24 protein-coding genes are annotated in these 25,066 nt (G+C 40.8%); 9 read left to right on the top strand and 15 right to left on the bottom strand.

The features are described from left to right. Positions 1 to 125 precede the first annotated feature (125 nt). Positions 126 to 1,688: a metallophosphoesterase family protein gene (locus H6G08_RS09100; protein ID WP_190540679.1), complete on the top strand. Its 1,563-nt coding sequence runs from the start codon at positions 126 to 128 to the stop codon at positions 1,686 to 1,688. Here the strand turns inward: H6G08_RS09100 and H6G08_RS09095 are convergent. From H6G08_RS09095 to H6G08_RS09070, 6 genes are all read right to left on the bottom strand, one after another. Next, on the bottom strand, positions 1,685 to 1,990 hold the full coding sequence (locus H6G08_RS09095) for a hypothetical protein (protein WP_190540677.1): 306 nt from the start codon (positions 1,988 to 1,990) through the stop codon (positions 1,685 to 1,687). The two genes, H6G08_RS09100 and H6G08_RS09095, sit on opposite strands and share 4 nt — an antisense overlap. Before the next feature lie 28 nt (positions 1,991 to 2,018). Then, the gene (locus H6G08_RS09090; protein WP_190540675.1) at positions 2,019 to 2,591 is read right to left on the bottom strand and encodes a GNAT family N-acetyltransferase; all 573 of its coding nucleotides are present in this window, start codon (positions 2,589 to 2,591) and stop codon (positions 2,019 to 2,021) included. 291 nt (positions 2,592 to 2,882) lie between these two features. Further along, positions 2,883 to 3,290, bottom strand: coding sequence for a hypothetical protein (locus H6G08_RS09085; RefSeq protein WP_190540673.1), 408 nt, complete (start codon positions 3,288 to 3,290; stop codon positions 2,883 to 2,885). A gap of 276 nt (positions 3,291 to 3,566) precedes the next feature. Then, positions 3,567 to 4,001, bottom strand: a complete 435-nt coding sequence (locus H6G08_RS09080; protein ID WP_190540671.1) for a CAAD domain-containing protein — start codon at positions 3,999 to 4,001, stop codon at positions 3,567 to 3,569. 199 nt (positions 4,002 to 4,200) lie between these two features. Then, positions 4,201 to 4,671 (bottom strand): BON domain-containing protein, encoded by a 471-nt coding sequence (locus H6G08_RS09075; RefSeq protein ID WP_190540669.1) that lies wholly within the window; start codon positions 4,669 to 4,671, stop codon positions 4,201 to 4,203. Positions 4,672 to 4,939: 268 nt separating this feature from the next. Beyond that, complete coding sequence (locus H6G08_RS09070; RefSeq protein WP_199322445.1) at positions 4,940 to 6,883, bottom strand: hypothetical protein; 1,944 nt, start codon at positions 6,881 to 6,883, stop codon at positions 4,940 to 4,942. A 700-nt stretch (positions 6,884 to 7,583) separates the two neighbouring features. On the opposite strand from H6G08_RS09070, the gene H6G08_RS09065 reads away from it, so the two are divergent. Next, entirely contained in the window at positions 7,584 to 10,733 is a 3,150-nt protein-coding gene (locus H6G08_RS09065; RefSeq protein WP_190540667.1) for a YrzE family protein, read from the top strand. Here H6G08_RS09065 and H6G08_RS09060 read toward each other — a convergent pair. Next, the gene (locus H6G08_RS09060) at positions 10,716 to 10,916 is read right to left on the bottom strand and encodes a hypothetical protein (RefSeq protein ID WP_190540665.1); all 201 of its coding nucleotides are present in this window, start codon (positions 10,914 to 10,916) and stop codon (positions 10,716 to 10,718) included. The two genes, H6G08_RS09065 and H6G08_RS09060, sit on opposite strands and share 18 nt — an antisense overlap. A 110-nt stretch (positions 10,917 to 11,026) precedes the next feature. Between H6G08_RS09060 and H6G08_RS09055 the strand changes: the two genes are divergently transcribed. The 3 genes from H6G08_RS09055 to H6G08_RS09045 all read left to right on the top strand — a co-directional run bounded on the left by H6G08_RS09055 (position 11,027) and on the right by H6G08_RS09045 (position 12,769). Continuing rightward, on the top strand, positions 11,027 to 11,182 hold the full coding sequence (locus H6G08_RS09055) for a QAALIT motif small membrane protein (protein WP_190540664.1): 156 nt from the start codon (positions 11,027 to 11,029) through the stop codon (positions 11,180 to 11,182). Between the two features lie 98 nt (positions 11,183 to 11,280). After that, positions 11,281 to 12,051 carry a pentapeptide repeat-containing protein gene (locus H6G08_RS09050; RefSeq protein ID WP_190540662.1) on the top strand — a complete coding sequence of 257 codons (771 nt, stop codon included), beginning with the start codon at positions 11,281 to 11,283 and terminating at the stop codon, positions 12,049 to 12,051. A gap of 88 nt (positions 12,052 to 12,139) precedes the next feature. Beyond that, positions 12,140 to 12,769 carry a TenA family protein gene (locus tag H6G08_RS09045; protein ID WP_190540660.1) on the top strand — a complete coding sequence of 210 codons (630 nt, stop codon included), beginning with the start codon at positions 12,140 to 12,142 and terminating at the stop codon, positions 12,767 to 12,769. 102 nt (positions 12,770 to 12,871) lie between these two features. On the opposite strand, the gene H6G08_RS09040 is transcribed toward H6G08_RS09045, so the two are convergent. Then, entirely contained in the window at positions 12,872 to 13,885 is a 1,014-nt protein-coding gene (locus H6G08_RS09040) for an IS701 family transposase (protein WP_190540781.1), read from the bottom strand. Positions 13,886 to 14,011: 126 nt separating this feature from the next. Here H6G08_RS09040 and H6G08_RS09035 point away from each other — a divergent pair, with 126 nt between their 5' ends. Both H6G08_RS09035 and H6G08_RS09030 read left to right on the top strand, forming a co-directional pair. After that, positions 14,012 to 14,155, top strand: coding sequence for a hypothetical protein (locus H6G08_RS09035; protein ID WP_190540658.1), 144 nt, complete (start codon positions 14,012 to 14,014; stop codon positions 14,153 to 14,155). A gap of 279 nt (positions 14,156 to 14,434) precedes the next feature. Continuing rightward, entirely contained in the window at positions 14,435 to 14,731 is a 297-nt protein-coding gene (locus tag H6G08_RS09030; protein WP_096644585.1) for a hypothetical protein, read from the top strand. 40 nt (positions 14,732 to 14,771) lie between these two features. Here H6G08_RS09030 and H6G08_RS09025 read toward each other — a convergent pair whose 3' ends face one another. The 4 genes from H6G08_RS09025 to sufB form a co-directional block, all read right to left on the bottom strand. Further along, complete coding sequence (locus H6G08_RS09025) at positions 14,772 to 16,034, bottom strand: cysteine desulfurase (RefSeq protein WP_190540779.1); 1,263 nt, start codon at positions 16,032 to 16,034, stop codon at positions 14,772 to 14,774. Positions 16,035 to 16,066: 32 nt separating this feature from the next. Next, positions 16,067 to 17,419 (bottom strand): Fe-S cluster assembly protein SufD, encoded by a 1,353-nt coding sequence (gene sufD / locus H6G08_RS09020; RefSeq protein ID WP_190540656.1) that lies wholly within the window; start codon positions 17,417 to 17,419, stop codon positions 16,067 to 16,069. Further along, positions 17,419 to 18,207: a Fe-S cluster assembly ATPase SufC gene (gene sufC / locus H6G08_RS09015; protein WP_096593905.1), complete on the bottom strand. Its 789-nt coding sequence runs from the start codon at positions 18,205 to 18,207 to the stop codon at positions 17,419 to 17,421. Before sufC ends, sufD begins: the two co-directional genes overlap by 1 nt. Positions 18,208 to 18,312: 105 nt before the next feature. Next, positions 18,313 to 19,752 (bottom strand): Fe-S cluster assembly protein SufB, encoded by a 1,440-nt coding sequence (sufB, locus tag H6G08_RS09010; RefSeq protein WP_096593907.1) that lies wholly within the window; start codon positions 19,750 to 19,752, stop codon positions 18,313 to 18,315. Positions 19,753 to 19,996: 244 nt separating this feature from the next. Between sufB and sufR the strand changes: the two genes are divergently transcribed. Further along, on the top strand, positions 19,997 to 20,677 hold the full coding sequence (gene sufR / locus H6G08_RS09005; protein ID WP_190540654.1) for an iron-sulfur cluster biosynthesis transcriptional regulator SufR: 681 nt from the start codon (positions 19,997 to 19,999) through the stop codon (positions 20,675 to 20,677). A gap of 103 nt (positions 20,678 to 20,780) precedes the next feature. After that, a complete protein-coding gene (locus tag H6G08_RS09000) occupies positions 20,781 to 21,032 on the top strand; it encodes an NDH complex assembly factor CRR9 (protein WP_190540652.1) in 252 nt (83 codons plus the stop codon). A 135-nt stretch (positions 21,033 to 21,167) separates the two neighbouring features. Here H6G08_RS09000 and H6G08_RS08995 read toward each other — a convergent pair whose 3' ends face one another. From H6G08_RS08995 to H6G08_RS08985, 3 genes are all read right to left on the bottom strand, one after another. Beyond that, positions 21,168 to 21,788: a Uma2 family endonuclease gene (locus H6G08_RS08995; RefSeq protein ID WP_190540650.1), complete on the bottom strand. Its 621-nt coding sequence runs from the start codon at positions 21,786 to 21,788 to the stop codon at positions 21,168 to 21,170. A gap of 131 nt (positions 21,789 to 21,919) precedes the next feature. Next, complete coding sequence (ccsB, locus tag H6G08_RS08990; protein WP_190540648.1) at positions 21,920 to 22,975, bottom strand: c-type cytochrome biogenesis protein CcsB; 1,056 nt, start codon at positions 22,973 to 22,975, stop codon at positions 21,920 to 21,922. A gap of 206 nt (positions 22,976 to 23,181) precedes the next feature. Then, positions 23,182 to 24,882: a DUF3352 domain-containing protein gene (locus tag H6G08_RS08985; RefSeq protein ID WP_190540646.1), complete on the bottom strand. Its 1,701-nt coding sequence runs from the start codon at positions 24,880 to 24,882 to the stop codon at positions 23,182 to 23,184. Positions 24,883 to 25,066: the final 184 nt, after the last annotated feature.

Below are 25,066 nucleotides of genomic sequence, written 5' to 3'. Positions count from 1 at the left end.
GCGGCAACCCCTTCGGTGTACGGAGGAAACCTCCGCTCAGACTTTCCGCAAAATTCAAAATTAAGAATTCTATTTGACTTTTGCCCAATGCCCCATGCCCCATGCCCATTTAGGAGTAAATTACATTGAAACTTGTTTCTGACCCAGCGATCGCCAAAAAAATTAGCAAGATGCAGCAACGGGTAAAATGGCAAGATCCGCTCATTCTTGAACGTGGTATTGACCAAACTCAGCTAGTAATCGAAGACGATCGCACAGAAGATTTGGAGTTTTCATTTTTAGTTGTCGGGGATAGTGGTTCGGGGACGCATAAGGGACATAACCCCCAACGTCAGGTGGCGGAATTAATGCTACCTCATCATCATGAATGCCGTTTTATGTTGCACACAGGCGATGTAATTTATCTGGTAGGGTCGAAAGAATATTATCAACAAAATTTTATTCAGCCTTATCAAGAATTTCTCGTTGATGGAGAACAGGCGAAAAAAATTGCCTATGACAAAATGGTATTCAAACTGCCAATTTTACCTGTACCGGGAAATCATGATTACTACGATTTACCCCTATTATTTGGCTTAGTTTCTATTAGTACTTTACCAATCAGGCGATTATTGCGATCGCGCCTAGATTTAGATGTGGGTTTATATGGTTCGGGCACTGGTGATGCTTATGCGAGGGCGTTTTTAGACTATCTCTGCACCTTGCAGTTTCCAGGCGATTTAGCCAGTCATTTAGACCAACATTATACAAGTACAATCAATAATAGTCGCTGTCTTTCTTATCAGCCAGGAAGCTTTACTCGCCTGCCTAATCGTTATTATACTTTTCGCTATGGTGGCATTGATTTCTTTGCTTTGGATTCTAATACATTTAACGAACCACCACCAATACCAAAAACGCGAGAAGGCGATGCTGATAGAAGATTTTTAGAAAAACGCCGCACTTCTTTAGAACAAGAAAAGCAGCAAATTGTGGCAGATTCAGCAATTCTTAATCCGAATAATCCTCAAGATGCTGAACAATTAGACGATTTGCAAGTTAAACTCACACAAATTGAAGAGATTATAGTTGATATAGAAAAGCAATTAGATTTTAATAAAACTACAGTTATTGATATTGAACAATTAGATTGGTTAAGACAAAGATTAATTGAATCTTGGCAAAATCCCCAAGTGCGGGGAAGAATAATTTTCTTTCATCATCCACCCTATGTAACTGAGGCGACAAAATGGCAACAAGCGCAAACTTTAGCAATTCGTAATCGGTTGCGTGGGGTGTTTGATGCGGTAGCAGAAAAATTAGGTTCTCTGACGGAAAATCGTCCTTTAGTAGATTTAGTGATTAACGGTCACGCCCATTGTTTAGAATATCTACAAACAACAGATACAGGACATGCTGATTCTCATATCCCCTGGATTGTTTGTGGTGGTAGTGGTTTTAGTTTACGCCGCCAACGTCCAGAGGGTGCAGATTTAAAGGAAATTCGGGAAGATGGCGAGAAATTAGTAGCGCGATCGCAACTTTTCATCGGACGTAGCGGACAGGGTTCTCATAAACATAGACCTTACTCCTGTTTGCGCATTGATGTCAAAGGCGATCGCCAGCCTAAATTTATTGTCCGTCCTTTAGTTGCAGAATGGTATCAACGCCAATGGTGCGATCACTCAATTGAGCCGTTTGAGATTTAATTCAGCAAGCTCTCATTTTTTACCTGAATTACAATTGCACGTCCATCTGCTTTAATAACTTGGATACCATTATTTAAGGTTTCTAATTCTTCAAGGAGTAGATAAGCAAGAAGTTGGTGATTTTTCGGGTCAATTCCTTGTAAATCGCTAGTAATAATAATTGCATGTAAATTATTAGGTAGCAAATCAACTTCTGCTAATAAAATGGGAAGATATCTTTCAATCAAACCCAAACCACTAGAAGCTGCTGTAAGATACTGGATTTGATAAATAGGTGAGTTAGAAATTGAGATAATTTGCATCAAGATAAAATCTAGATATAGGCTGTTTTTATTTCAAAACCATATCTTTTAATCTTAATGAAAACGCGCTGCATTCTTTTATTTTATTTGGTAAATCTTTCTGGGAAACTTCTGTAAACCCAAGACTTTCATAAAATGCTACTGAATGACTAGATGATTGTACATATAAAGGCTTTATTATTTCATGTGAAAGTGTTTGAATTAATAAATAACCTATTCTTTTTCTTCGTAAATTAGGCTTAATTCGTATATTTTCCAAAATTGAATAATCTTTCTGAGTATTAATATCAACCCAACCAATAACTTTCCCTTGATATATTGCAACCCAAGAAGTTATCTCTCTGGGTTGTATTGGAAATTTACCCTGTAATCTCCCCAAATTATAAGTAATTGACACCAAAGCTAAAATCAAAGGTAGTATAAATACTATTAATAAAATCCATGCATCTGCAAAATAAGAAATAATAAAAAATGAAATAATCAAGATTGAAATTAATATAACAATACAATAATTAACTGATTCTATTATTTTTTTGCGTAAATCTTGTACAGTTGCTTTTCTAATAATTAAATCTGAGCGATCAAAATGAGAAAGAGGCATAAATAAGATAATTTACCAATAACATATGTTGGGTTCTACTTCGTTCCACCCACCGATGAGGATTCTATGGGTGATTGCTTTGAAAGGGCGGCTAACAGCCTCTCTTCTAGCAAGAGTAGAACATATGCCTAGTTTAACCTGGACTTTCCCTATACAAAAATCCGAAAAGCCATAAAAATTTTACCAATTAAAGGTTTTATTTAAAAACAAAAATAAAGATGAGGAAAAAAATCCTCATCATCATAATTACAGTACCACTAGAAATTTCAGAGTTTATAGACAGGAAAACAGTTACACTAGTCCCGGGCCTCTACCGCGAGTATCATTCTTATCTGTTAATTCACCTTCTTTATCTTCATTTGCTTCAATTAGTTCTTCCACACGGTTAGCTGTATCTTGTGCTGCTGATTCTTGTGCATCACCAGGTACTTCATAATACATTTCTGGCTCAACAGCATAATTGTTTAATAAACCTTCTTTATCAACTGTGTAACCATCTGTAGTGCGGATGCTATCAGAGTGGGTTTGATCGTCGGTGGGAGCGCTGGCTTCTCTTTCTTCGGTGGGGACTGTTTTATATAAGTCTCCTTCTCTTTCTTTACGCGCTGCTGTTTCTGCTGGAATAATACCTCTATCATATGCATCTGATTCAACGCGCTCGGAAGAATCTACTGCTTTTCTAACTTCTTTATTAGTCATAAATTACGCCCTCGTTAAACATTTTGTTCATAACTTCTGGGACTAGATTAAACTTTTCATCAAGATAAAGATACTATCTTTAGAAGTGCATTACTGAGGATAATTAACTATTTACTCTATCCCCAGGGATATATTATTTTCTTTTAAGTTGGTCGGTGTAATTAAATATAAAAGTCATTAGTCATTTGTCATAAATATAGACGCCAGAAAATGTAGCCTTTTTATTGCTAGGCTACATTTAAATAAATGATTGAATTAAATTAAGCTATCAATAAATTACGAGCCGACAATCTGATTTTGAAAACGGCGAATTTCTTGAGTTAATTCTTGGCGATTGTCAGCTTTAATCAGATAACGGGAAGCAAACCAAGCTGTGTAACCGATACCAATTAACTCAAAAGTTGGCGCAAGTAAAGGAATCGTATTAATTGCACTGAGAAGTGCTAACACTACTTTTAGTGTCACAAATGCAGACAAAATCAAAAATACAGTGACTAAAGGCTGTTTATATTGGTTGAAAAATCTGCTTACATATTCAGGAAGCTGTGCTAAAAAGTCAGCAACTTGACGCCCAATTTGTTGCCATTGCTCATTAGATTGATTTGCTGGAGGTAGCTTTGGCAAATTTTGATTGTTTGTACCTGTAATAGCTACACTAGCCTCTGGGGAGGTAGAGTTAGCGAATTCCATTTGCTGTTGTTCGGTTGTCATAACTTTTGTATTGTGTGCTTCACCCAAGTTGTCATTATTGATTGAATATCAATCAATAAAATAGCCTTGATTGTAATTCAAAATCATTGCAATCGCGGCAAAAGCCTATAATCAATTATACATAATTTTATGATTACAGGCTCTAATAATTATGAAATTTTAGAACTAAATCCTAGTTAAAATTAACAGGGATTTATAATTATCGATTTTGTTGAGTTGGTGGCGCAACTACTGCTTTAACAACTACTTGTTTTACACCTTTTATTTCCTTAGATAAAGGTGCAATTTTATTTAACTGATCCTGATTATTTACAGTTCCACCAACAGTAACTGTACCATTTTCAGCAGCTTCAACTGTGAGAGCGCCATTAGGAATATTCGCTTCTAATTTAGAGCGAACTTCGCTAGCAAGGTCGCCTGTAGCTCTTTGAGTATCGCCACCGGTAGCATTATTTCGCTGTTCGCGAGCGCGAATATCAGCATTTAATTGTCTGCGGCGAGTCTCGCTTTGAGCATCTTTTTGTGCAGCTTCTGTTGCTTGCGCATCAGGTCTTTCTACTGCTTCGTTAGGATTAGCGGGTGCTGATTCACTGGTTCTCTCAGTATTATTACAAGCAACAGCACCGAAAAGTAGAAGACTGCTAATTAAGATAGGTGTGAGTTTTTTCATTTCTTTACTCTTGAGATCAATATGCGAATTTTGATTTGTGCTGATGTGTGTGGGAGCAAGTGATACCAATTCAAAATTCTCTCTTGGAAAGTTCTGATGCCTGCGGCAACCCCTTCGGTGTACGGAGGAAACCTCCGCTCAGACTTTCCGCAAAATTCAAAATTCAGAAAGCTAGATATCACAGGGATTTAAGATTGTGTATCTGTAGCATTCTTTTTTAAAATTGGTATCATTTTTATCCTTGCTCAACAGGGGAAATTCTTACGCCTTAGAGAGTTTCATCACGGCGATCGATAATCACCACAGCCGGCTCGTCTCTACTAACGTCACCAGGATGAGAAGCATCTACAACATGGCGATCGCTATGATGTACTCGATCTAAATCAGCAGCGTCAAAAACTCCGAATTCTTCAATTCCCCGACGTTTGAGGATAGTTTCAGCTTGATGGATTTCCGATTCTGTACCATCAACGATGACAATATAGTCGCCGCGATTAAAGCGATCGCTATAGACTTTGGCGCGATTTTCGGGAATACCTAAGCCAACCAAACCACCTGTAATCCCACCAGCAGCAGCACCAATCGCGCCACCTGTAACGGCTGTAGCCAAAGCTGTAGCGGCTGCACCACCGGCAATTACAGGGCCGACTCCAGGGATAGCTAATGCACCCAAACCAACCAATAAACCACCTAAACCACCTAAAGCTGCGCCTGTAGCTGCACCTGCTTTCGCACCTTCATCGGCTTTATTGCCTCTGTCAACGTTTCTATCTATACCTGTGTTGGTATGAGTATTAACGCCAGCAATGCGATCGCCATCTGTATTTTTTGCAATCAGCGAAACTCGGTTCATGGGGAAACCAGCATCGCGCAGTTCTGTCAGTGCAGCTTCTGCATCGCGACGGTGCGCAAATACGCCAATCGCTCTTCTATGAGCGCGGACGTTACTAGGATGAAGATCCCCAGAATGAACGCCACCGTGATGAACTTCACCTACTGGTCGGTCATGATGACCTACTCGATCTAAATCAGTAGCGTCATAAACTGCGAATTCTTCAATTCCCCGACGTTTGAGGATAGTTTCAGCTTGATGGATTTCCGATTCTGTACCATCAACGATAACAATATAGTCGCCGCGATTAAAGCGATCGCTATAGACTTTGGCGCGATTTTCGGGAATACCTAAACCAACCAAACCACCTGTAATCCCACCAGCAGCAGCACCAATCGCGCCACCTGTAACTGCTGTAGCCAAAGCTGTAGCGGCTGCACCACCTGCAATTACAGGGCCGACTCCGGGGATAGCTAATGCACCCAAACCTACCAATAAACCGCCTAAACCACCTAAAGCTGCGCCTGTAGCTGCACCTGCTTTCGCACCTTCATCGGCTTTATTACCTCTGTCAACGTTTCTATCTATACCTGTGTTGGTATGAGTATTAACGCCAGCAATGCGATCGCCATCTGAATTTTTTGCAATCAGCGAAACTCGGTTCATGGGGAAACCAGCATCGCGCAGTTCTGTCAGTGCTGCTTCTGCATCGCGACGGTGTGCAAACACCCCAATCGCTCTTCTATTGGCGCGCACATCTCCATGAGTAGCAACAGGAGTATGAGCAACTCCAGTACCTACAGCACCAACAGGAGTACCAGGAACATCATATTCACTGCGTGGACGGTCGTATACATTGAATTCTTCGACATTCCACCGCCGCAGAATCGGTTCGACTCTAGCAATGTCTTCGTCTGTACCATCAACTATGACTAAATAACCGCCTCGTTCGACTCGTTCGTTGTAAACTCTGGCGCGTTCTTCGGGGATTCCTAAACCAATTAATCCACCAAGCAAACTACCAGCCGCCGCACCAATCGCACCACCGGCGATAGTTGTCGCTAAAGCGGTAGCGGCTGCACCAGCTAGCATGATTGGGCCTATTCCGGGGATGGCTAAACTACCAAGGCCTACCAATAAGCCTGTTAAACCACCCAATGCACCACCGGAAACTGCGCCGACTTTTGCACCTTCATCAGATTTATCGCCTACCTTTTCGGTCACTGGAGCGCCAGCAATTTCACCGTTATGGTCTCTATCTCTGGCAATTACGGATACTCTATCCATAACAATGCCAGCTTTACCTAACTCGCGCAGAGCTTGTTCAACATCACTACGATTATGAAATACGCCTATAGCACGTCTAGTTACTACAGCCATTTGTTTCTCCCGAATAAGAAAATTACTTAAACAGCTAAATTATGTAAGCTCTCTAAGCCTATTTATGCTTTTTTTTAAATCAATTTTCATCAATCATTTGGGAGAAATTATTTATCTATCATTGGATATAGATAATTAGAAAATAGCTAAATTCTGTCCGAATATATAGTTAATCAATCTGATTTTATGAATTGCTTTTCAATTAAAATTGAATTGTAAATATTTGCAAAGATTATGAGATTAGGCATAATAAATCTAATATAGAAGATAAATATATTTTATCGAAATTAATTTATAAGATTGCTTTGGTTTGTTCCGGATGCCAAACTCTGTTTATGAATATCTACTATTGAGATAATTAACAAAAATTATCTAAATTGTAGGGTAGGCATTCAATTTTAGATTTTGGATTTACGATTTTGGATTAACCTCTCCTTGTCAAGCTGTGTAGGTTGGGTTGAACGAAGTGAAACCCAACAAACCCCTGGAAATGTTGGATTGAGGAACGAAACCCAACCTACAATTATCCTTAAATGAACCGTATTGAAATATATACTTATCCAAGAATAAGTATACCTTTTGATTGATAGATTTATGACTTCGGAAAGTGTATATCACAACAACTACTTTCTAGACTGATAAATAAGCCATTTTTTCAATAAATGGATTTTCAACCATCGCACGCAAGAGAGATAATTCTATGTTTCAAAATCTTGAAACTATGTTGAGATGGGATTGGCTATCGTTGGGAGTAACACCTGCTAACGGTATACCAGAAGTTATCAGTCAAGAAAGATTGCCGATTATTTTTTCTAGCCCAAAGTTTTTTGTGGCATTCTTGGCTGGTACTTTAATGGCATTAGCCTTCCAGTTACTATTAACAAACTTTTCTGTAGCTGCGGGGATTTCCTCGTGGGATATTGATGATGACGATGATAGCGATCGCTCAGAAAGTTTGGGGCATAAAATTCGCGAAGTAGAATCTAAAATTGGCATTTGGGCATTAATTACTTCGACAATTTCTATATTTGCTGCTAGTTTTTTAGCGGTGAAACTAAGTTTAATCCAAAGTGCCCTATTTGGAGCCATTATCGGTATAGTTATCTGGTCTACCTTTTTCTTTGTGGTAGTTTGGTTAGGTTCATCTACCGTAGGTTCCTTAATTGGTTCTCTCGCTAATACATTTACTTCTGGTTTGCAAACCCTAACTGGCGCTGCAACTGCGGGTATCGGTGGAAATTTAGCCCAAAGACAAATGGTTTCCACTGCTGAAGAAATCACAGCAGCTGTACGCCGAGAATTAACTTCAGGTTTTGATGCTGATACTATTCGGAATACGCTACAAAGTTCTTTAAGTTCTCTGCAAGTACCAAACCTGAATGTCAAAGAAATTGGCAATCAATTTCAGCAGATACTCAAAGATGTCAATTTCCAGGATATTGCTAATAGCGATGCAATCCGCAATATCAATCGCCAAACCTTTGTGGATTTAATTAGCTCTCGCCTCAATTTATCTTCAGGCGATATTAACAAAATTGCCGATCAATTAGAAGCTGTTTGGAAACAAGCTGCATCGCGCACAAATCCCACAGAGCAAGTAATTAACATTCTCAAATCTGCCACACCTGAAGAATTAAAATCAGAAAACTTAGGCGAACGCCTTCAGGAATTAGTTACAGTTGGTGGCGGAAATGGTAATGGTAGCAACGGTGGACTCAAGCAAGCTGTACAATATGGTGTAGGTGCGGCGGTTCCCTTAGTATTAGATAGAGTTAACCTTTCTGATATCGATGTGAATAAAATTACCAATCAGTTGCAAAAACTGAAAGATAAAGTTCAAGACATCGATGTGGATAAAATCACAACCGAACTGCAAAAATTCACAGATAAAACTAGCGAACAAATATCTGAGAATTTACCACAATCAAACCGCAATAATATTAAAACAGATGTCGAGGATTATATTTCTAATTCCTTCCCTTGGCATTTTAACCGCTTGACAATTAAAGATGAATTTCAAGATATCATCTACGATCCACAAGCCGATCCAGAAACTACGCGCCGAGAATTAGCAGAAATCGATCCAGACTATCTAACAAACTTGCTAATTAGACGCAGCGATCTGAGCGAAGCGCGAGTTAAAGAAATTGTCCAACAGCTAGAAAGTATTCGCCAAGAAGTTTTAGCAACTGTACAACAAGGTACAGCTAAAAAACAATGGCAAGATGTGAGAACGCAAATTGAAAATTATCTGCGTTCTACAGGGAAAGAAGAACTCACGCCAGAAAATATTCAGCAGAATTTTTCTGACTTGTTATCAGATTCAGAAGCAGGTTTAGAAGATTTACAAGAGCGGTTCTCACAATTGAATCGCGACACATTTATCCAAGTGCTGCAGCAACGTCAAGACTTAAGCGATGAGCAAGTTAATAATATTATTAACCAACTCGAAAGCACTCGCGACTCTGTATTAAATAATGCGAGAGAACTGCAAGAACAAGCACAAGCTAAAACTGCTGAACTGCGTCAACGAGTAGAAGATTATCTGCGCAATACCAATAAGGATGAACTCAATCCTGAAGGTATCAAACGCGATTTTAGAACTTTATTAGAAGACCCACAAGCGGGGATTTCTGCGTTAAGAGAACGCCTATCGCAATTTGACCGCGATACATTGGTACAATTGCTATCTCAGCGCCAAGATTTGAGCGAAGAACAAATTAATCAAACTATCGATCGCTTAGAAGAAGTTAGAGATAACATCTTACAAGCACCGCAAGCCTTAGCAGGTAAAGCCAAAGAACAATACGAACAAACTAGCGCTAAAATCGCTGAATATCTCCGCAATACCAATTTAGAAGAACTCAACCCCGAAGGTATTCGCCAAGATTTAGAAACCTTACTCGCAGATCCGCAAGAAGGTGCTATAGCCTTAAGAGAACGCCTATCGCAATTCGATCGCGATACCTTGGTACAACTCCTCAGCCAGCAAGGAAACCTCAGCGAAGAACAAATTAATCGTACTATCGATCAATTCCAAACAGCGATTAATAATATTGTCAACGCGCCGCAACGTTTAGCAAAGCGTACTACCCAAAGAGTTGTAGACTTTGGTAAGACTTTAGAAAATTACCTGCGTCACACCAATAAAGAAGAACTCAACCCTGAAGGTATCAAGCGCGATTTACAATTACTGCTGCAAGATCCAAGATTGGGAATAGGAAATTTAAGCGATCGCTTATCCAAATTCGATCGTTCCACAATTGTCAGCTTACTATCTCAACGGGAAGACATCTCCGAAGAAGAAGCCAACCGCATTGTGGATCAAATCGAATCTGTACGCGACTCCTTAAGTAAGCAATATCAGCAAATTCAGCAAAGAGTACAATCAGTGCTAGATAACTCCACTAGCCGAATTCGCGACTATCTCAACTCCTTAGATCGTCCAGAATTGAACTACGAAAACATTCAGCAAGACTTTGCGAAATTGTTTGACGATCCCCAAGCTGGATTTGAAGCCTTACGCGATCGCCTCAGCAACTTCGATCGCGATACCCTAGTAGCGTTACTCAGTTCGCGCAGCGATATTTCCCAGGAAGATGCGAACAAGATTATCGATCGCGTAGAAGCCGCACGAGATAGCGTATTACACCGCGCCGAACGCATTCAACAAGAAACGCAAAAACGCATCAAAGCCATCCAACACCAAGCCAAAAAGCAAGTCGAAGAAACCAAGAAAAGCGTTGCAACTGCTGCCTGGTGGCTATTTGGAACCGCTTTGACTTCGCTAGTTGCAAGTGCGATCGCTGGTGTCATCGCCGCCACAGGTGGTTTAAACTTCATCAGTTAATACCAGTTTTACGCAAGGCTGCACATTAACGCCCTCACCCTCAAGGGTGGGGCTAATCACACGAAGCCCACCTTCGTGGGCTTTGTAACGATAGCCCCAGGCTTCCAGCCTGAAGGCTTTCGGGGTTTGAAAACACGCCCTAGCCCCTAAAATTGCGATCGCAATCACAACCTGACTAGACATATATCACAGTAAATAGCAGCAGTTATCACTTAGCGTTGCCGAAAAATAAATAATACTTACAATCAACCTCATCTTCGGTGTTTTTTTGGCAACTATGTGGAGTAACTCTTATGCTCGAAAAATTATTACTAGCTTTTGGTTTGACACTCAGCCTTAGTTTATTTACAGGATTGAATTTGTCCAATCCTAAACAAACTGGCAATATTAACTTAAATTCTCAACAAGCCTTTAATTATACTCAAGTCTTTAGTAATATTTCATACTAATTGTGGCGACTAGCTAATATTGTTCATATCATAGGCTGAAGTATAAATATATCTCAGCGAAAGTTGAGAACTCAGTCATCAATATGGCGGCAAAGAGTATGAAAAGCCAAGTTTTAGCCACAACCCTATTTTTAACAATAATTAGCTTGACAACGCGAGTCGAAGCAGCAAATTCCGAACATATCAGACAATTATTATCGACAAAACAATGTCAAAACTGTGACTTAGTAGGTGCAGGTTTAGTTTTGGCTGACTTAACTGGAGCAAATTTAAGCGGCGCTAATCTCGCAGGTGCGAACCTTAGCCGTGCAAACTTAACTGGTGCTGATTTGCGCGGTGCAAACTTAGCAGGTGCGAGTTTATTTGGCGCGAACCTCAACGCCGCTAGACTTGCTGGTGCAAATTTAGCCAGTGCAGACTTCAGAAACTCCTATCTAGTCAATGCAGAATTAACTGGCGTCAATCTCAATAGTACTTATCTACAAGGTGCAATTGGCATACCTACACAAATTGCCACCCCAGAAGAATTTTATGCTTGGGGGATAGCAGAAGCCCAAAAAGGCAATACACAACAGGCTATTGATTATTTTAATCAAGCGATCGCCACCAAAACCGATTACGGTGAAGCCTACTTAGCCCGTGGTGTTGCTCGTTACCAAATATTAGATAGACAAGGCGCATTCAAAGATGCGGAAATTGCCGCTAAAGTCTTTACAGAGCAAAAAAACGCTCCTGGTACCCAAACAGCCCAAGCATTTATTAAAGAATTACAAACACCTCCAGATGGTAAAGTAAATGTTGGCAAACCCAGCTTTTTTGACTTCTTAGGTAGTCTTGGTTCTGTATTGTTACAGTTCTTTCCCTTCTAGGGCGACAAGGAAGACAAGGGAGAAAAGGAGGAAAAAAGCCCAAGGGATGCCCAATGCCCAATGCCCAATACCCCATGCCCAATGCCCAATGCCCCATGCCCTATCCCTTGAATTATGGACAGCTAATCAAGATTTAGCCCTAGCTTGTCTAGAGCATCCTTTTGTGCAAGGCATAGCTGATGGTAGTCTAGAGGCAGAAAAATTTGCTTATTATGTCGGACAAGATGCTTTTTTCTTAGAAGCTTTTGCCCGTGCTTACAGTGTCGCCGCCGCTAAAGCACCAGATTGGCAGGGATTCACTACATTTCACGCCCTAGCTGATGGCGTTTTGCAGGAACTCAAGCTCCATGAAGGCTATGCTGCGCAATGGGGAGTTAACTTACAGGCTGTCGAACCAGGCGCAGCTACCCGCCGCTACACTGACTTTTTATTAGCGACTGCTTGGGGTGGAGATGTGGGTTTAACGGCGGCGGCGATGTCTCCATGTATGCGCCTGTATGCTTTTTTGGGAGAACAGTTAGCTGTTAATGGTATTCCTAATCATGCATATGCAAACTGGATTCAGACTTACAGCAGTGCGGAATTTCAACCTTTAGCACCACAATTAGAAACTTTAGTTGACAATTACGCGATCGCTACGCCGTTGGTACAATCTACCTATCGTTATGCGATGTTCTGCGAGCGTGACTTTTTTCAAGCTGCATGGACATTGCAATAGTTTTGCCATTCATAAGTCAACTATACTCATAATATACTTCAGGACTTACGCAACTGGCACAAATAGCAGGCGGGGCTACACCCCGCCACGCAACAATTTAAATCAAACCAAGCACATAGGAATACTTGGGCGTTTTAGTTGCTGAATTAAATAATTAGAAAGCAAATTATGCTTGATTTGATAAACAGTTTGTCCAGTTTTATAGGCTAAATTCTTTAATCTAACCCAAACCAACATTGCACAAGCAATATGATTTCTTTGAAGCCTAGCTTTACGACATTGACAAGATTCAATGCCTGTTAGTTGTTTAATTTCTCGGTGAAACTCCTCGATTTTCGCTCCGATTTTGCACACCTCTTGTACAACATCCGTGGAGCTTTGAGATAAATCGTTAGTGGCGATAAAATCCGTTCTGTTGGTAGAAACAGTAACCCGGAATAGCTTCACTTTTTTCTCTTGCGGAAACCCTTTAATTTTTATGATTTTACCACATTCTAACTCTTCATTACTCCATTCTAATAATTCAATACGTTTATATTTTTCTTTAGCAAATGTATCATCAACTAACCGATTATTTTTTAAAGGGCAATAATAAATTTTTTCTAGACTATCAATATAAAGCATTAAACTATGTACGGCATACCATGTGTCCATCAAAACAGTATCAAATGGTAAAAGTTTATGATATACAAGGTTTTGCAGCATGTCTTTCACATGGTCTATCTTGGTTTTACCATCGACATCAGGATTAAAAATACGGTAATCTATTACCCAAAATCTTTGAATATTAGGGTTGACATACACGCAACTAACTACACCAATACCTTTGAGGACACCATGCTCATTACCACTATATTGCCTCCTGACTATTTCTATTTCTTCAGAATACCTTTTATCTAAAACGCTATCATCAAATATTATGTAACCATTGGTATCAGGCTCAACTACCTCTTTCACGTTATCCCATAGTAATCGAGGTGTTAACTTTTCTCTCTTCAAATAGTAGTTAATTGCATCATGGCTTATAGTCTCTAAATGCTCTGCCAAATTGGTCATCGTATAATTAATTTGACTACTTAATAAGTATTGGCAGTAATTAAGCTTAGTAAATCTCATTACCTTAAGCAACATTTATCTAATACAACCTCTACCTATTTTCTCATGAATATTTCAATAGTGTTTCTAATACAGCGACTTCTTATGCGTTGATCAAGCTTTCGGAATCGGATTCAATTAATACCTATGTACTATCAACTAGCGATCGCCCTTTACCTGTTGCGTCACTCATATAGTACAAAAGCACTATATTTTAGCGATCGCCTGTGCCAGTTGCGTAAGTCCTGTACTTATCAAGTTGATCATCGGATTATAAGTATTTTTTGCTGAATTTTACCTTTTACAGCAATTTTCAGGTAAATAGACAACACTGTAGTGGCACGGCATCCACAATCTTCTCGTATATACAATAATCTTACTGGTGCCGTGCCCCTACGACAGATGTGGTTCAAATAGGTGAAAACTGCTGTAAATAATAGATCTCTGGCAACGCACAGGTTTAGGGTTAGCTTTTAACTGCTTAAGCAAATGGGAAGTTGCTCAAATTCCATAATTTTTATTTTTAGCGGTTATAATTACTGTTGCTTGTTGCTAAATTTTATACGATTTATGAGCGAAACGAATACTGAATATCAAGCCCTACTTGATGAGATGATTAGAACCGGTAAACTCAAGCCGGAATATAAAGAGATACTCTTAGAAATCGGGGAGTTGGGAAGCAAGGCTTGTAATTTAGGATTAATTTACGGTTTGAGTTGGCGTGAAGATGCTAATAATGTCATTCTCGATCAATACGAAATTCTTGTTCAATACAACAATTTTTTGTATTTAACCTTCGCTGAAACCCGCGACTATCTGAAGAATTTAATTGCAGGTGCAGAGGTTGAACAGTTAGAGAAAGTTTAATATTTGCAGATTAAAAAAGCTGGGCATTGCCCAGCTAAAATTAAGCAAATATTCCGGCAAAAAAGTCAATAGTCTCCTTCAAAGCCTTGATAAAAATATCAATTTCCTCACGGGTATTGTAGAAATATAAACTGGCTCTTGCAGTTCCCGCTACATTTAAGTAACGGTGTAATGGTTGAGTGCAGTGATGTCCAGAACGGATGGCAACGCCTTCTTGATCTAATAATGTAGATAGGTCATTGGCATGAATATCTGTTACCGTAAACGAGGCTAAAGCGGCTCTACCTTCTCCTTTAGCATCTGGTTTCGGCCCGTAAATTTGAATTTGGGGAATTTGCGCTAATTGTTGAAACAAATAAGCTGTTAATTCGGCTTCATAAGTATGGATTTTATCCATACCTATATTAGTAAGATAATCTACTGCTGCACCAAGTGCGATCGCTTCCCCAATTGCAGGTGTACCCGCTTCAAATTTATGGGGTAATTCTGCATAGGTGGAATGGTCTAAATATACTTCAGCAATCATCTCACCACCACCAAAAAATGGTGGCATAGATTCTAACAGTTCTAATTTGCCATACAAAAAGCCTATCCCAGTTGGGGCGCACATTTTATGACCGGAGGCGACTAACCAATCACAGTCAATATCCTGTACATCAATATGCATATGAGGGACACTTTGGCAAGCATCCATTAAGAATTTCGCACCGTATCTGTGAGCGATCGCAGCTATTTCTTTCACTGGATTTATGCAACCCAAGGTGTTAGAAACATGAACGACTGACACTAATTTAGTTTTAGCAGAAATTAGTGTTTTGAACTGCTCAAAATCAAAAGTTTGTTCTGGAGTCAGTTCGACAAATTTGAGTACCGCACCCGTTTTTTGTGCTACAAATTGCCAAGGAACTATATTACTGTGGTGTTCCATCACCGACAGAATAATCTCATCTCCTGGCTGTAAATTATTCATTCCCCAGCTGTAAGCTACCAAGTTAATTGCTTCACTCGCGTTGCGGGTGTAAACAATTTCTTGACGCGAAGCAGCATTGATAAATTTAGCAACTTTATCTCTAGCACCTTCATAAGCATCAGTAGCTTGAGCGCTGAGAATATGCGCGCCTCGATGCACGTTGGCATTATACTTTTCGTAATAATCTCGCAGAGTATTTAGTACTGACAGAGGTTTTTGGGAAGTAGCAGCATTATCTAGGTAAACGAGGGGTTTACCATTGACTTCCTGATGCAAAATCGGGAAGTCAGCACGAACTAAATCGGCTAGGGTTTTGGTAGAAGTAAATGTCATTGGTGATTTAGTCAATAGTCAAGAGTCAATAGTCAAGAGTCAAGAGAAATTGACTTGAGATTATTGACTGTGGTTAATAGGCTTTGTCGCAGGGAAGCAACGGGGATTTTATTGATGATTTCGGCAGCAAAAGCGTTAATTAATAAATTACGGGCGGCATTTTGGTCGATTCCCCGGCTTTGCAGATAGAATATTTCATCATCCTCTAACTGGCTAACAGTAGCACCGTGAGCGCACTTCACATTATCTGCGGTAATTTCCAGTTGAGGTTTGGTATCAACTCTCGCTTTCGATGATAGTAGCAAATTCCGGTTTAATTGGGCTGCGTTTGTTAGCTGTGCTGGTTTGGGAACAAAAACCTTACCGTTGAATACTGCATGAGCGCGATCGCCTACAATACACTTATGCAATTGTTCACTTTTACCATAGGGATGATTCAGCGCGATCGCACTGTGAGTATCCGCTAACTGATTGCCAAAAATCATCGTCAAACCGTTGAGTGTGGTTTCCGTTTGCTCACCAGTTTGCAAAACCTCTAAATTATGGCGTGACAGCTTCCCACCAAAACTAATCGCGTTACAAGTATAGCGACTATCACGCGCCTGAGCGATCGCCGTCTTCCCAACATGAAAAGCCTCTCCACCTTCCCTCTCAACCCTAGTGTGACTCACCTGGGCATTCTCCGCCAGCCAAATCTCCGTCACCGCATTCGTAAAATAAACCTTCTCCTCTTCCTTCGTGTTCTTCGTGTCTTCGCGGTTCGTATATTCCTCAACCAAACTCACCTGCGAACCACTTTCCGCTACCACCAAACAACGCGGCTGAGAAATCGTCGCTTCTTCCCCAACAACAGAAACAAACAACAAATGAATTGGCGTGTCAACCACTACATTCTTTCTCACCAATACCACTGCCACATCAGCCAAGCCAGCAGTATTCAGCGCCGTAAAAACCTCTTGCGCACCCTCAGTTTTAGCCAAATACTTGCTAATCTCTGCTTTTACCTCATCCGACAAAGCTGTCAAATTGCCGACAACCACATCCTGAGGTAAATCAATAGCCGACAACTCCGGCGCATATACACCATTAACAAACACCAAACGACTATTCGCCGCTTCCGGTAAAGCCAGCGCCGAAATATCAGTAAGAACTTGCTTCCCTAACTGAAATTCCACCTTGCGCAAACCTGACAAATCAGTAAAGCGCCATTCTTCCTCACGGGTGGTAGGGATATGCGAGTGACTTACCCAATTAGCAGCACCTTGACGTAAACCTTCTAACCAACCTGCTGCTGTTTCTTGACTTACCCGACTTAATAACCCAGTCAGATAATCATCCTTATCCAACAAATTAGCAATCGAACTGGGGGAAACTTGAATAGTCATTACACACCCACCTCAACCGCAGCTTCTTCCAAAATCCAGTCATAACCGCGAGACTCCAACTCTAGCGCCAACTCCTTACCACCACTAGTAAGAATTCTTCCGTGCGCCATCACATGCACAAAGTCGGGCACAATATAGTCAAGCAAGCGCTGATAGTGGGTAATCATAATCGTGGCATTTTCCGGACTGGCTAATTGATTCACCCCATTCGCCACAATTTTCAGCGCATCAATATCCAAACCAGAATCGGTTTCATCCAAAATTGCTAACTTCGGTTCCAGCAGCGCCATTTGCAAAATTTCATTGCGCTTTTTCTCACCACCAGAAAAACCTTCATTCACACTGCGGTTGAGGAAAGCGGGATTCATCTTCACCACTTCCAACTTTTCCTCTACCAAATCGTCAAAATCAAAAGCATCTAGTTCTTCTAAACCCTGTGCTTTGCGGCGAGAATTATAAGCCACCCGCAAGAAATCCAAATTGCTAACGCCAGGAATTTCTAAAGGATATTGAAACGCCAAAAATACACCCGTTCTCGCGCGTTCCTCCGGTTCCAATTCCAGCAGATTTTGTCCTTGAAAAATTACCTCACCACCAGTCACCTGATATGCTGGATGTCCCGCCAATACTTTAGAAAAAGTACTTTTACCAGAACCATTCGGCCCCATAATCGCATGAATTTCGCCCGCACGAACTTCCAGATTCACACCCTTAAGAATCGGCGTTCCATCAACCGTTGCTGTCAGATCCTTAACTGACAGCACAACTTCACTATTTTCAATAATCATGTTCTCTCTCTCTTCTCTCTCTTCTCTTCGTGTTCTTCGCGCCTTCGCGGTTCGTTAATCCAACCACAAACACAAATTTATCAGTGTGAATCTGCGATTTAAATCTTACCCAACAGAACCTTCTAACTTCAGGCTCAATAACTTATCAGCTTCTACTGCAAATTCCATCGGTAGCTGATTAAACACATCCTTACAGAAGCCGCTAATCATCATCGAAACAGCATCTTCCGCAGAAATCCCTCGTTGCGCAAAGTAGAATAACTGATCTTCGCCAATCTTAGAAGTCGAAGCCTCATGCTCTACCTTCGCAGTATTATTTTGTACCTGAATATAAGGGAAAGTATTGGCATGGGCATTATCGCCAATCAGCATCGAGTCGCACTGGGAATAGTTTCTCGCGCCTTCAGCTTTCGGATTAACCTTCACCAAACCGCGATAGCTGTTACTAGAGTTACCAGCAGAGATACCCTTAGAAATAATTGTACTGCGAGTATTTTTCCCGACATGAATCATCTTAGTCCCGGTGTCAGCTTGCTGCATATTATTTGTCAGCGCCACCGAGTAAAATTCACCCACAGAATTATCACCCACCAACACACAGCTAGGATACTTCCAAGTAATAGCTGAACCTGTTTCTACTTGCGTCCAGGAAATCTTAGAATTCACACCCTGACACAAACCGCGCTTGGTTACAAAGTTATAAATTCCACCTTTGCCGTTAGCATCACCAGCGTACCAGTTTTGCACTGTGGAATATTTAATTTCCGCATTATCTAACGCTACCAATTCCACAACTGCCGCATGGAGTTGGTTGCTGTCATACATTGGCGCGGTACAACCTTCCAGGTAGGAAACATAGCTACCTTCTTCAGCCACAATCAACGTGCGCTCAAATTGTCCCGTATCACCAGAGTTGATGCGGAAGTAGGTAGACAGTTCCATTGGGCATTTTACGCCTTTAGGAATATAGACAAAAGAACCATCGCTAAATACAGCAGCATTCAAAGCCGCAAAATAATTATCAGCTACTGGAACAACGCTACCCAGATATTTTTTGATCAGTTCTGGATGTTCCCGCAGTGCTTCAGAAATCGAACAGAAAATCACGCCATCTTTAGCTAGCTTTTCCTTAAATGTAGTGGCGACAGAAACGCTATCAAAAATTGCATCAACAGCGACGTTGGCTAGACGCTTTTGTTCAGATAAGGGAATACCTAGCTTCTCAAAGGTTTCTAGGAGAGTGGGATCTACCTCATCCAAACTTTCCAGCTTTTGTTTTTTCTGTTTCGGCGCGGAATAGTAGATGATATCCTGATAATCTATGGGGGGATACTTGACATTAGGCCAAGTTGGTTCTGTCATTTTCAGCCACTGGCGATACGCTCTGAGGCGAAACTCCAGCATGAATTCCGGCTCGTTCTTCTTGGCGGATATCAAGCGGATAATGTCCTCGTTTAGTCCACGCGGAATAGTGTCGGCTTCAATATCAGTGACAAAGCCGTACTTGTAAGGTTGGTTGACTAAGGTTTTGACAGTGGCGCTCATCGGTAGTAATCTCTCGTGTTCGTGAAAATCTCTTCAAGGATGGGAGACGGACTTGTTTTGTAGCCGATTCCCATCTGGGGTTACAGAGTGGTTACACGGCTGTTAGAATAAGGATGGAGAATAAAACAACAAGCATGTTGTTTAACTTATCTTCATTTTACGCTAGATTAACAACAACAATGTTGTTAAAGTCAAATTTTCAAATAAATTTTTTGAGACGTTCGCGCAGCGTCTAGCAGAGAAGATGACGACTACCCACCAGTCCTCAACGAAGCAAGATATTCTAGAGTATCTCCTGAAACACTCACAAGCCACCGCTTTTGAGCTAGCCGAAGTGTTGGATATTAGTCCACAAGCGATTCGCCGCCATCTTAAAGATTTGGAGGCGGAAGAGTTAATTTTATATTCAACAATGGTACAAGCGGGGATGGGGAGACCGCAGCATGTATATCAACTGAGTTCTAGAGGACGCGATCGCCTGTATCGTCAAGATAGCGATCGCTTGGGTGATAGTTACGGAAATTTTGCTGTTTCCCTGCTGGATACTTTAGCAGAAACCGTAGGTAAAGACCAAGTTAAAACCATTTTACAAAAACAATGGGAACGCAAAGCCCAAGAATATCGCGATCGCCTGGGTAACGGTTCCCTTAAAGAACGAGTCGCCAACTTAGTGGAATTTAGAAAAGCAGAAGGCTTCATGGCAGAGTATCATGCTGTAGAGCCTGATGATTCCAAAAAGAGCGATCGCTTTCTCTTCATCGAGCATAAATGTGCTATTTCTAATGTTGCCGAATCCTTTCCTAGCGTTTGCGGTCATGAACTAGAAATGTTCGCCGCCGTCCTCCCCGATTGTACAGTCGAGCGCACCCACTGGATTATAAATGGTGAGCATCGTTGTGGATACTTAGTCCAAGCGCGGGAATAAGGACAAGGGGGACAAGGAGGACAAGGAGGACAAGGAGGACAGGGAGGACAAGGAAGATATAATGACCACTGACCACTGACCACTGACTACTGACTACTGACCAATGACAAATTCTCCATCAGAACAATTTTTAAATTTGGAAGAGTCTGCAAAAGTAGACGCAGCTTTGTTATCTTCTTCAGAAAAATTTTTAACAAGATTAACAATTTCATCCCTGAAGCTTTTAAAACATATCGCCCAAGAATATGGTGTGACTATAGAAGAATTAACCACAGCACAAGTAATTGCTTGGTTTGAAAAAGATAGCAAAATTAAGCGCGAACAAGGAATAGACGCTGCTTATTTGAAGTGGTAAAACAGTCGTTTATTATAAAATAAAATAGCTGTAGTCAGATAAATTAGAACATTAAGCTAAGATAAAACCCTGACAATAAATGCTTTCTAGCCTGTCAACAGTCAACAGTCAACAGTCAACAGTCAACAGTTATAATTAAAGTTTTTGGATTTGACTAGAATCTACAATTTGTTTAACAGTAATTTGTAATTCTGGGAAAGTGACAGAGATAATTCGGTCATTACCTGTAAACTTTTGCACTTGATATTGTCCATCAATTAATTGATAAACAAACACCGTAGGTAGTTTAGGATTACCGAGATAAGCACGAGAAGCAATGGCTAAATAATCCACAATCCAATATTCAAGAATACCAAGGCGTTGATACTCATCTAATTTATCAATATAATCATCATCCCAATTAGTTGAAGTCACTTCTACAGCCAGTTGAATCGGCTCAATTAACGCCCCATAAGCTAGCACATTACTATTCCACTGAGATGCTTTAACTACACCCACATCAGGATTTCTACCTTGTTCTTCCCCCGTAGTTGAAAATGTTCTCACAACCACATCTTTATCAGCAATATAGTCAAGATTTAAGCGCCTAATTTCATCATTAAAGCCCAACATAATAAATCTTGCTACATTCTTATGCGCCCTAGTCGGTTCCACTTTGATAATCTCTCCATTTACCAATTCATAAATCCCAGAACCATCAGGATACTGTTCTAAAAAATCTGCAAAACTTAATTTCTGAACTGGAATTTGAACCATATTTATTCACAACTAAATACAGAATCTAATCTCCTCAAAAATCTGCGTTACTTTGCGCTTAACTCCGCGATACTCTGCGTTTAAAAAATAAATCATCCCCTTCTCCGCTACCAGAGAAAGGGATAAATTCCTTAGAAAAACCAACCGTAAGAATGTAAACCCTTACCTAAAAGATTCACACCCAAATAGCAAATCCAAATTACCACCAAACCACTAGCCGCTAAAATTGCCGGACGACGACCTTGCCAACCACGAGTAATTCTCGCATGAAGATAAGCCGCAAAAAATAACCAAGTAATTAATGCCCAAGTTTCTTTCGGGTCCCAACTCCAATAAGAACCCCATGCTTCATTAGCCCAAACCGCACCAGCAATAATTCCAATTGTTAATAAAGGAAATCCCAAACCAATAATGCGATAACTGATGTTATCTAGAGTTTCAGCTAAATTTAGACGCTGAGGTGAAAGAGGTTCAGCAGATGTAATAGTTTCTGATTGAGGTGCAGTAACTAAATCTAAAACGGCGGTTTTACCATTGCCATTACTATTGCTTTCGTAGCGCACAAAACCATTATTATCCGCCGCAGGTACTTGTGGTTCTGTGACTAATTCACCGGCTTTGCGTAACTTATAACCATTGCTGCGATAGCCACCAGTACCAACAGAACTGCCTTGGAGTTGGATATTTTGACCGCGAGTGACAATAAGAAATGCGATCGCTAACAAAGAACCCACCATCAAAGTAGCGTAACTTAACATCATCACACTTACGTGCATCATCAGCCAGTTAGACTTGAGTGCCGGTACCAAAGGTTCTGACACTTGCATTTGCGATGGTAATGTTAAAGCCGCAAAAGCTGTAATCCCCATCGCCACAGGCGCAGTAACCACACCCACCAAGCGACTGCGACTAGAATTTTCGGCAATCAAATGAATTGTCGTAATCCCCCAAGTCAAGAAAAACAGCGATTCATACAAATTACTCAGGGGAAAATAGCCAGCTTCGATCCATCGCGCCCCTAATAAGGTAGCTATACACAAATTAGCGATCGCCATTCCAGCTGTCCCCAAAGCAGCAAAGGCCGGCAGATTCGGAAAAGCCGCCCCTACCCAATACACCAGCATAGTGAGGAATAAGACAGCAAAGGAAGCATTATCCAGCCAGTTCTGGAGTACAACCAGATTCATAAAGTGTTCTCCCCAGTCATTCTTTAATTATTTATTCTGACTGTTCTGATCCTATCTGTTTAGCGGTTATATTGGGCATTGGGCATTGGGCATGGGGCATTGGGCATTGGGCATTGGGCATTGGGCATTGGGTAAGAGTCAAGAGTTAAATATAATTCCTAATTTTGAATTTTGAATTTTGAATTTTGAATTGTTTGTCCCCCTTCCTAAGAACGATCCGCTTTCTTCAGGGCGAAAAATATATCATAGCGGGTACTGCGATTATCGCTGACAGCTGTTGTTACACCAATCGAACGGGTGGCAGCTAACCAAGTTTGTTGATTAGGAAATAAACTTGGTAAAGGGAAATTTTTCGCTGTCTGTTCTACATCCAAGAAAAATTGACCGTTTGTGGGATTGGGTTCTGTCGGTACTGTTTGTTTAAAAGGTATGGTGCTAGCTAAAGTAATACTAGGCTTGGGAACGATTTTATCGGCAATTGGCGCACCCACGATTAAAAAAGCAATGTCTCCATCTAACCAGCCATGAGTAGCCGTTAAAGTACCATAAGGCGCAACCCAGTTGGTAACGGTTTTACCTGCAACCGTAGCGGGTTTAATTTGGAACTGGTATTGATTTTTCATCACTTCATCAAGCTGTTTGATGGATGCTTCCGCTAAATTGCGATCGCTTGCCTGTACCATAAACAGCAATCCAGCCCGAAAATCTGCTGTCGCCGCATCTTTTGGGGTGTTGGGAATTACCGATAAAGAAAACTCGCCTTTCATCCACCGCAGCAAATCCCGATCCAAATCCAGGGTTGTCAGGGATTTCACTCCACCTCGTAATTGTTCGGGGATAATTGGCGACTGGGGATTTCCTCGCGATGTTCTCTCATAGTCATCCCACAGCCTTTGTAAATTCCCACCAGAAAGCATCATTAAGGTTTCAGCAGGGACTAGGCTTTGCATTCTCCCAGCGTTATTTTCCACTGCCAGCACTCGCTGACTATTCGGATTTAGCCAAGAAACGCCTTTTAAACGTATTCCTTCTGGTTCTAAGTTAATTGTCCCTGCCAAACCTTGATTATTTTGCAATTGCGCCAAAACTTGGGCAGGTAATTGGCGGTTGGGTGCTGCTGCGGCTATCCTCGCAGCTGTGGGTACATTAATATAAAACTGAGCAAAAGGTTGATAATTAGCAATTTTCGGCAAGTTGGATGCGAATCCGGCTGTATTAGCTAAGGAAGTTTTATTTTTATAAGCATCAATTGCTCTTTCTGTAGCTTTGGGATTATCAGTAATAATTAAGAATTGCCCATTTAATACTGTAGCGGAAATATTTTCCCCAGTTTGACCATCAGTTTGTTTAATTGTAAAACCCTGATATGTGCGGTCAATCCATTGACTTTGTTTTAAAGTTTTCGGTTGTGCTAACAGGCTTTTCGCCTTTTCTGGGTTTTTGATTGGCAGAACCATCACCATCGACTGCTGGCTACCAAAAGCCTCTGCGTTAGTCGAAACTGGTTTAGGTGGCGGTTGACTAGCTTGGGGTGCGAGAATTGCTAAAGTGACTTCATTACCTACCCAAGGTTGAATATCTTTTTGGAAATCATAACCATTATTAGTCAAAAAGCGATCGCGCAGCTTCACTAAATTTCGATCCAGTTCTGCTTGGGTTTCTTTTGTCCCATACTGTCGCAATTGCTGCCATTGTTTCGGATCTGTAGTTAAAGAAACCGTCAATAAAGCATCTTGAGGAATAATTGTGGCACCTACTGGCAAATCTCGAGACAATAGTTGAAACCGAGTTAATAGCCAATATGCCGCACTTCCTAAACCTATTAATATCCAAGCACAAGACAGTATCAGCAGCAAAGACGGTTTCTTGGTTTTCTTTATCGGAACAGACACAATAGGCAGTGGCATTAAAACCTATACCTCATACTTACGAATTCATTACTTGATTGATCAAGTAAACCAAAAGGTTTCCCATCTTATCGGGCAGTTAATTAAATAGATTAATTTATCTACCCTTAATAATCTTGCTCCTTCGAGCATCTCATTTCCCAACTATTTCACCAGTTTTGTATTTGTCGTAAATCACCTTTGT

The organism is Calothrix anomala FACHB-343 (assembly GCF_014696435.1).
Lineage (GTDB): Bacteria > Cyanobacteriota > Cyanobacteriia > Cyanobacteriales > Nostocaceae > Aulosira > Aulosira anomala_A.
This window is presented reverse-complemented; position numbering and strand designations above follow the sequence as displayed.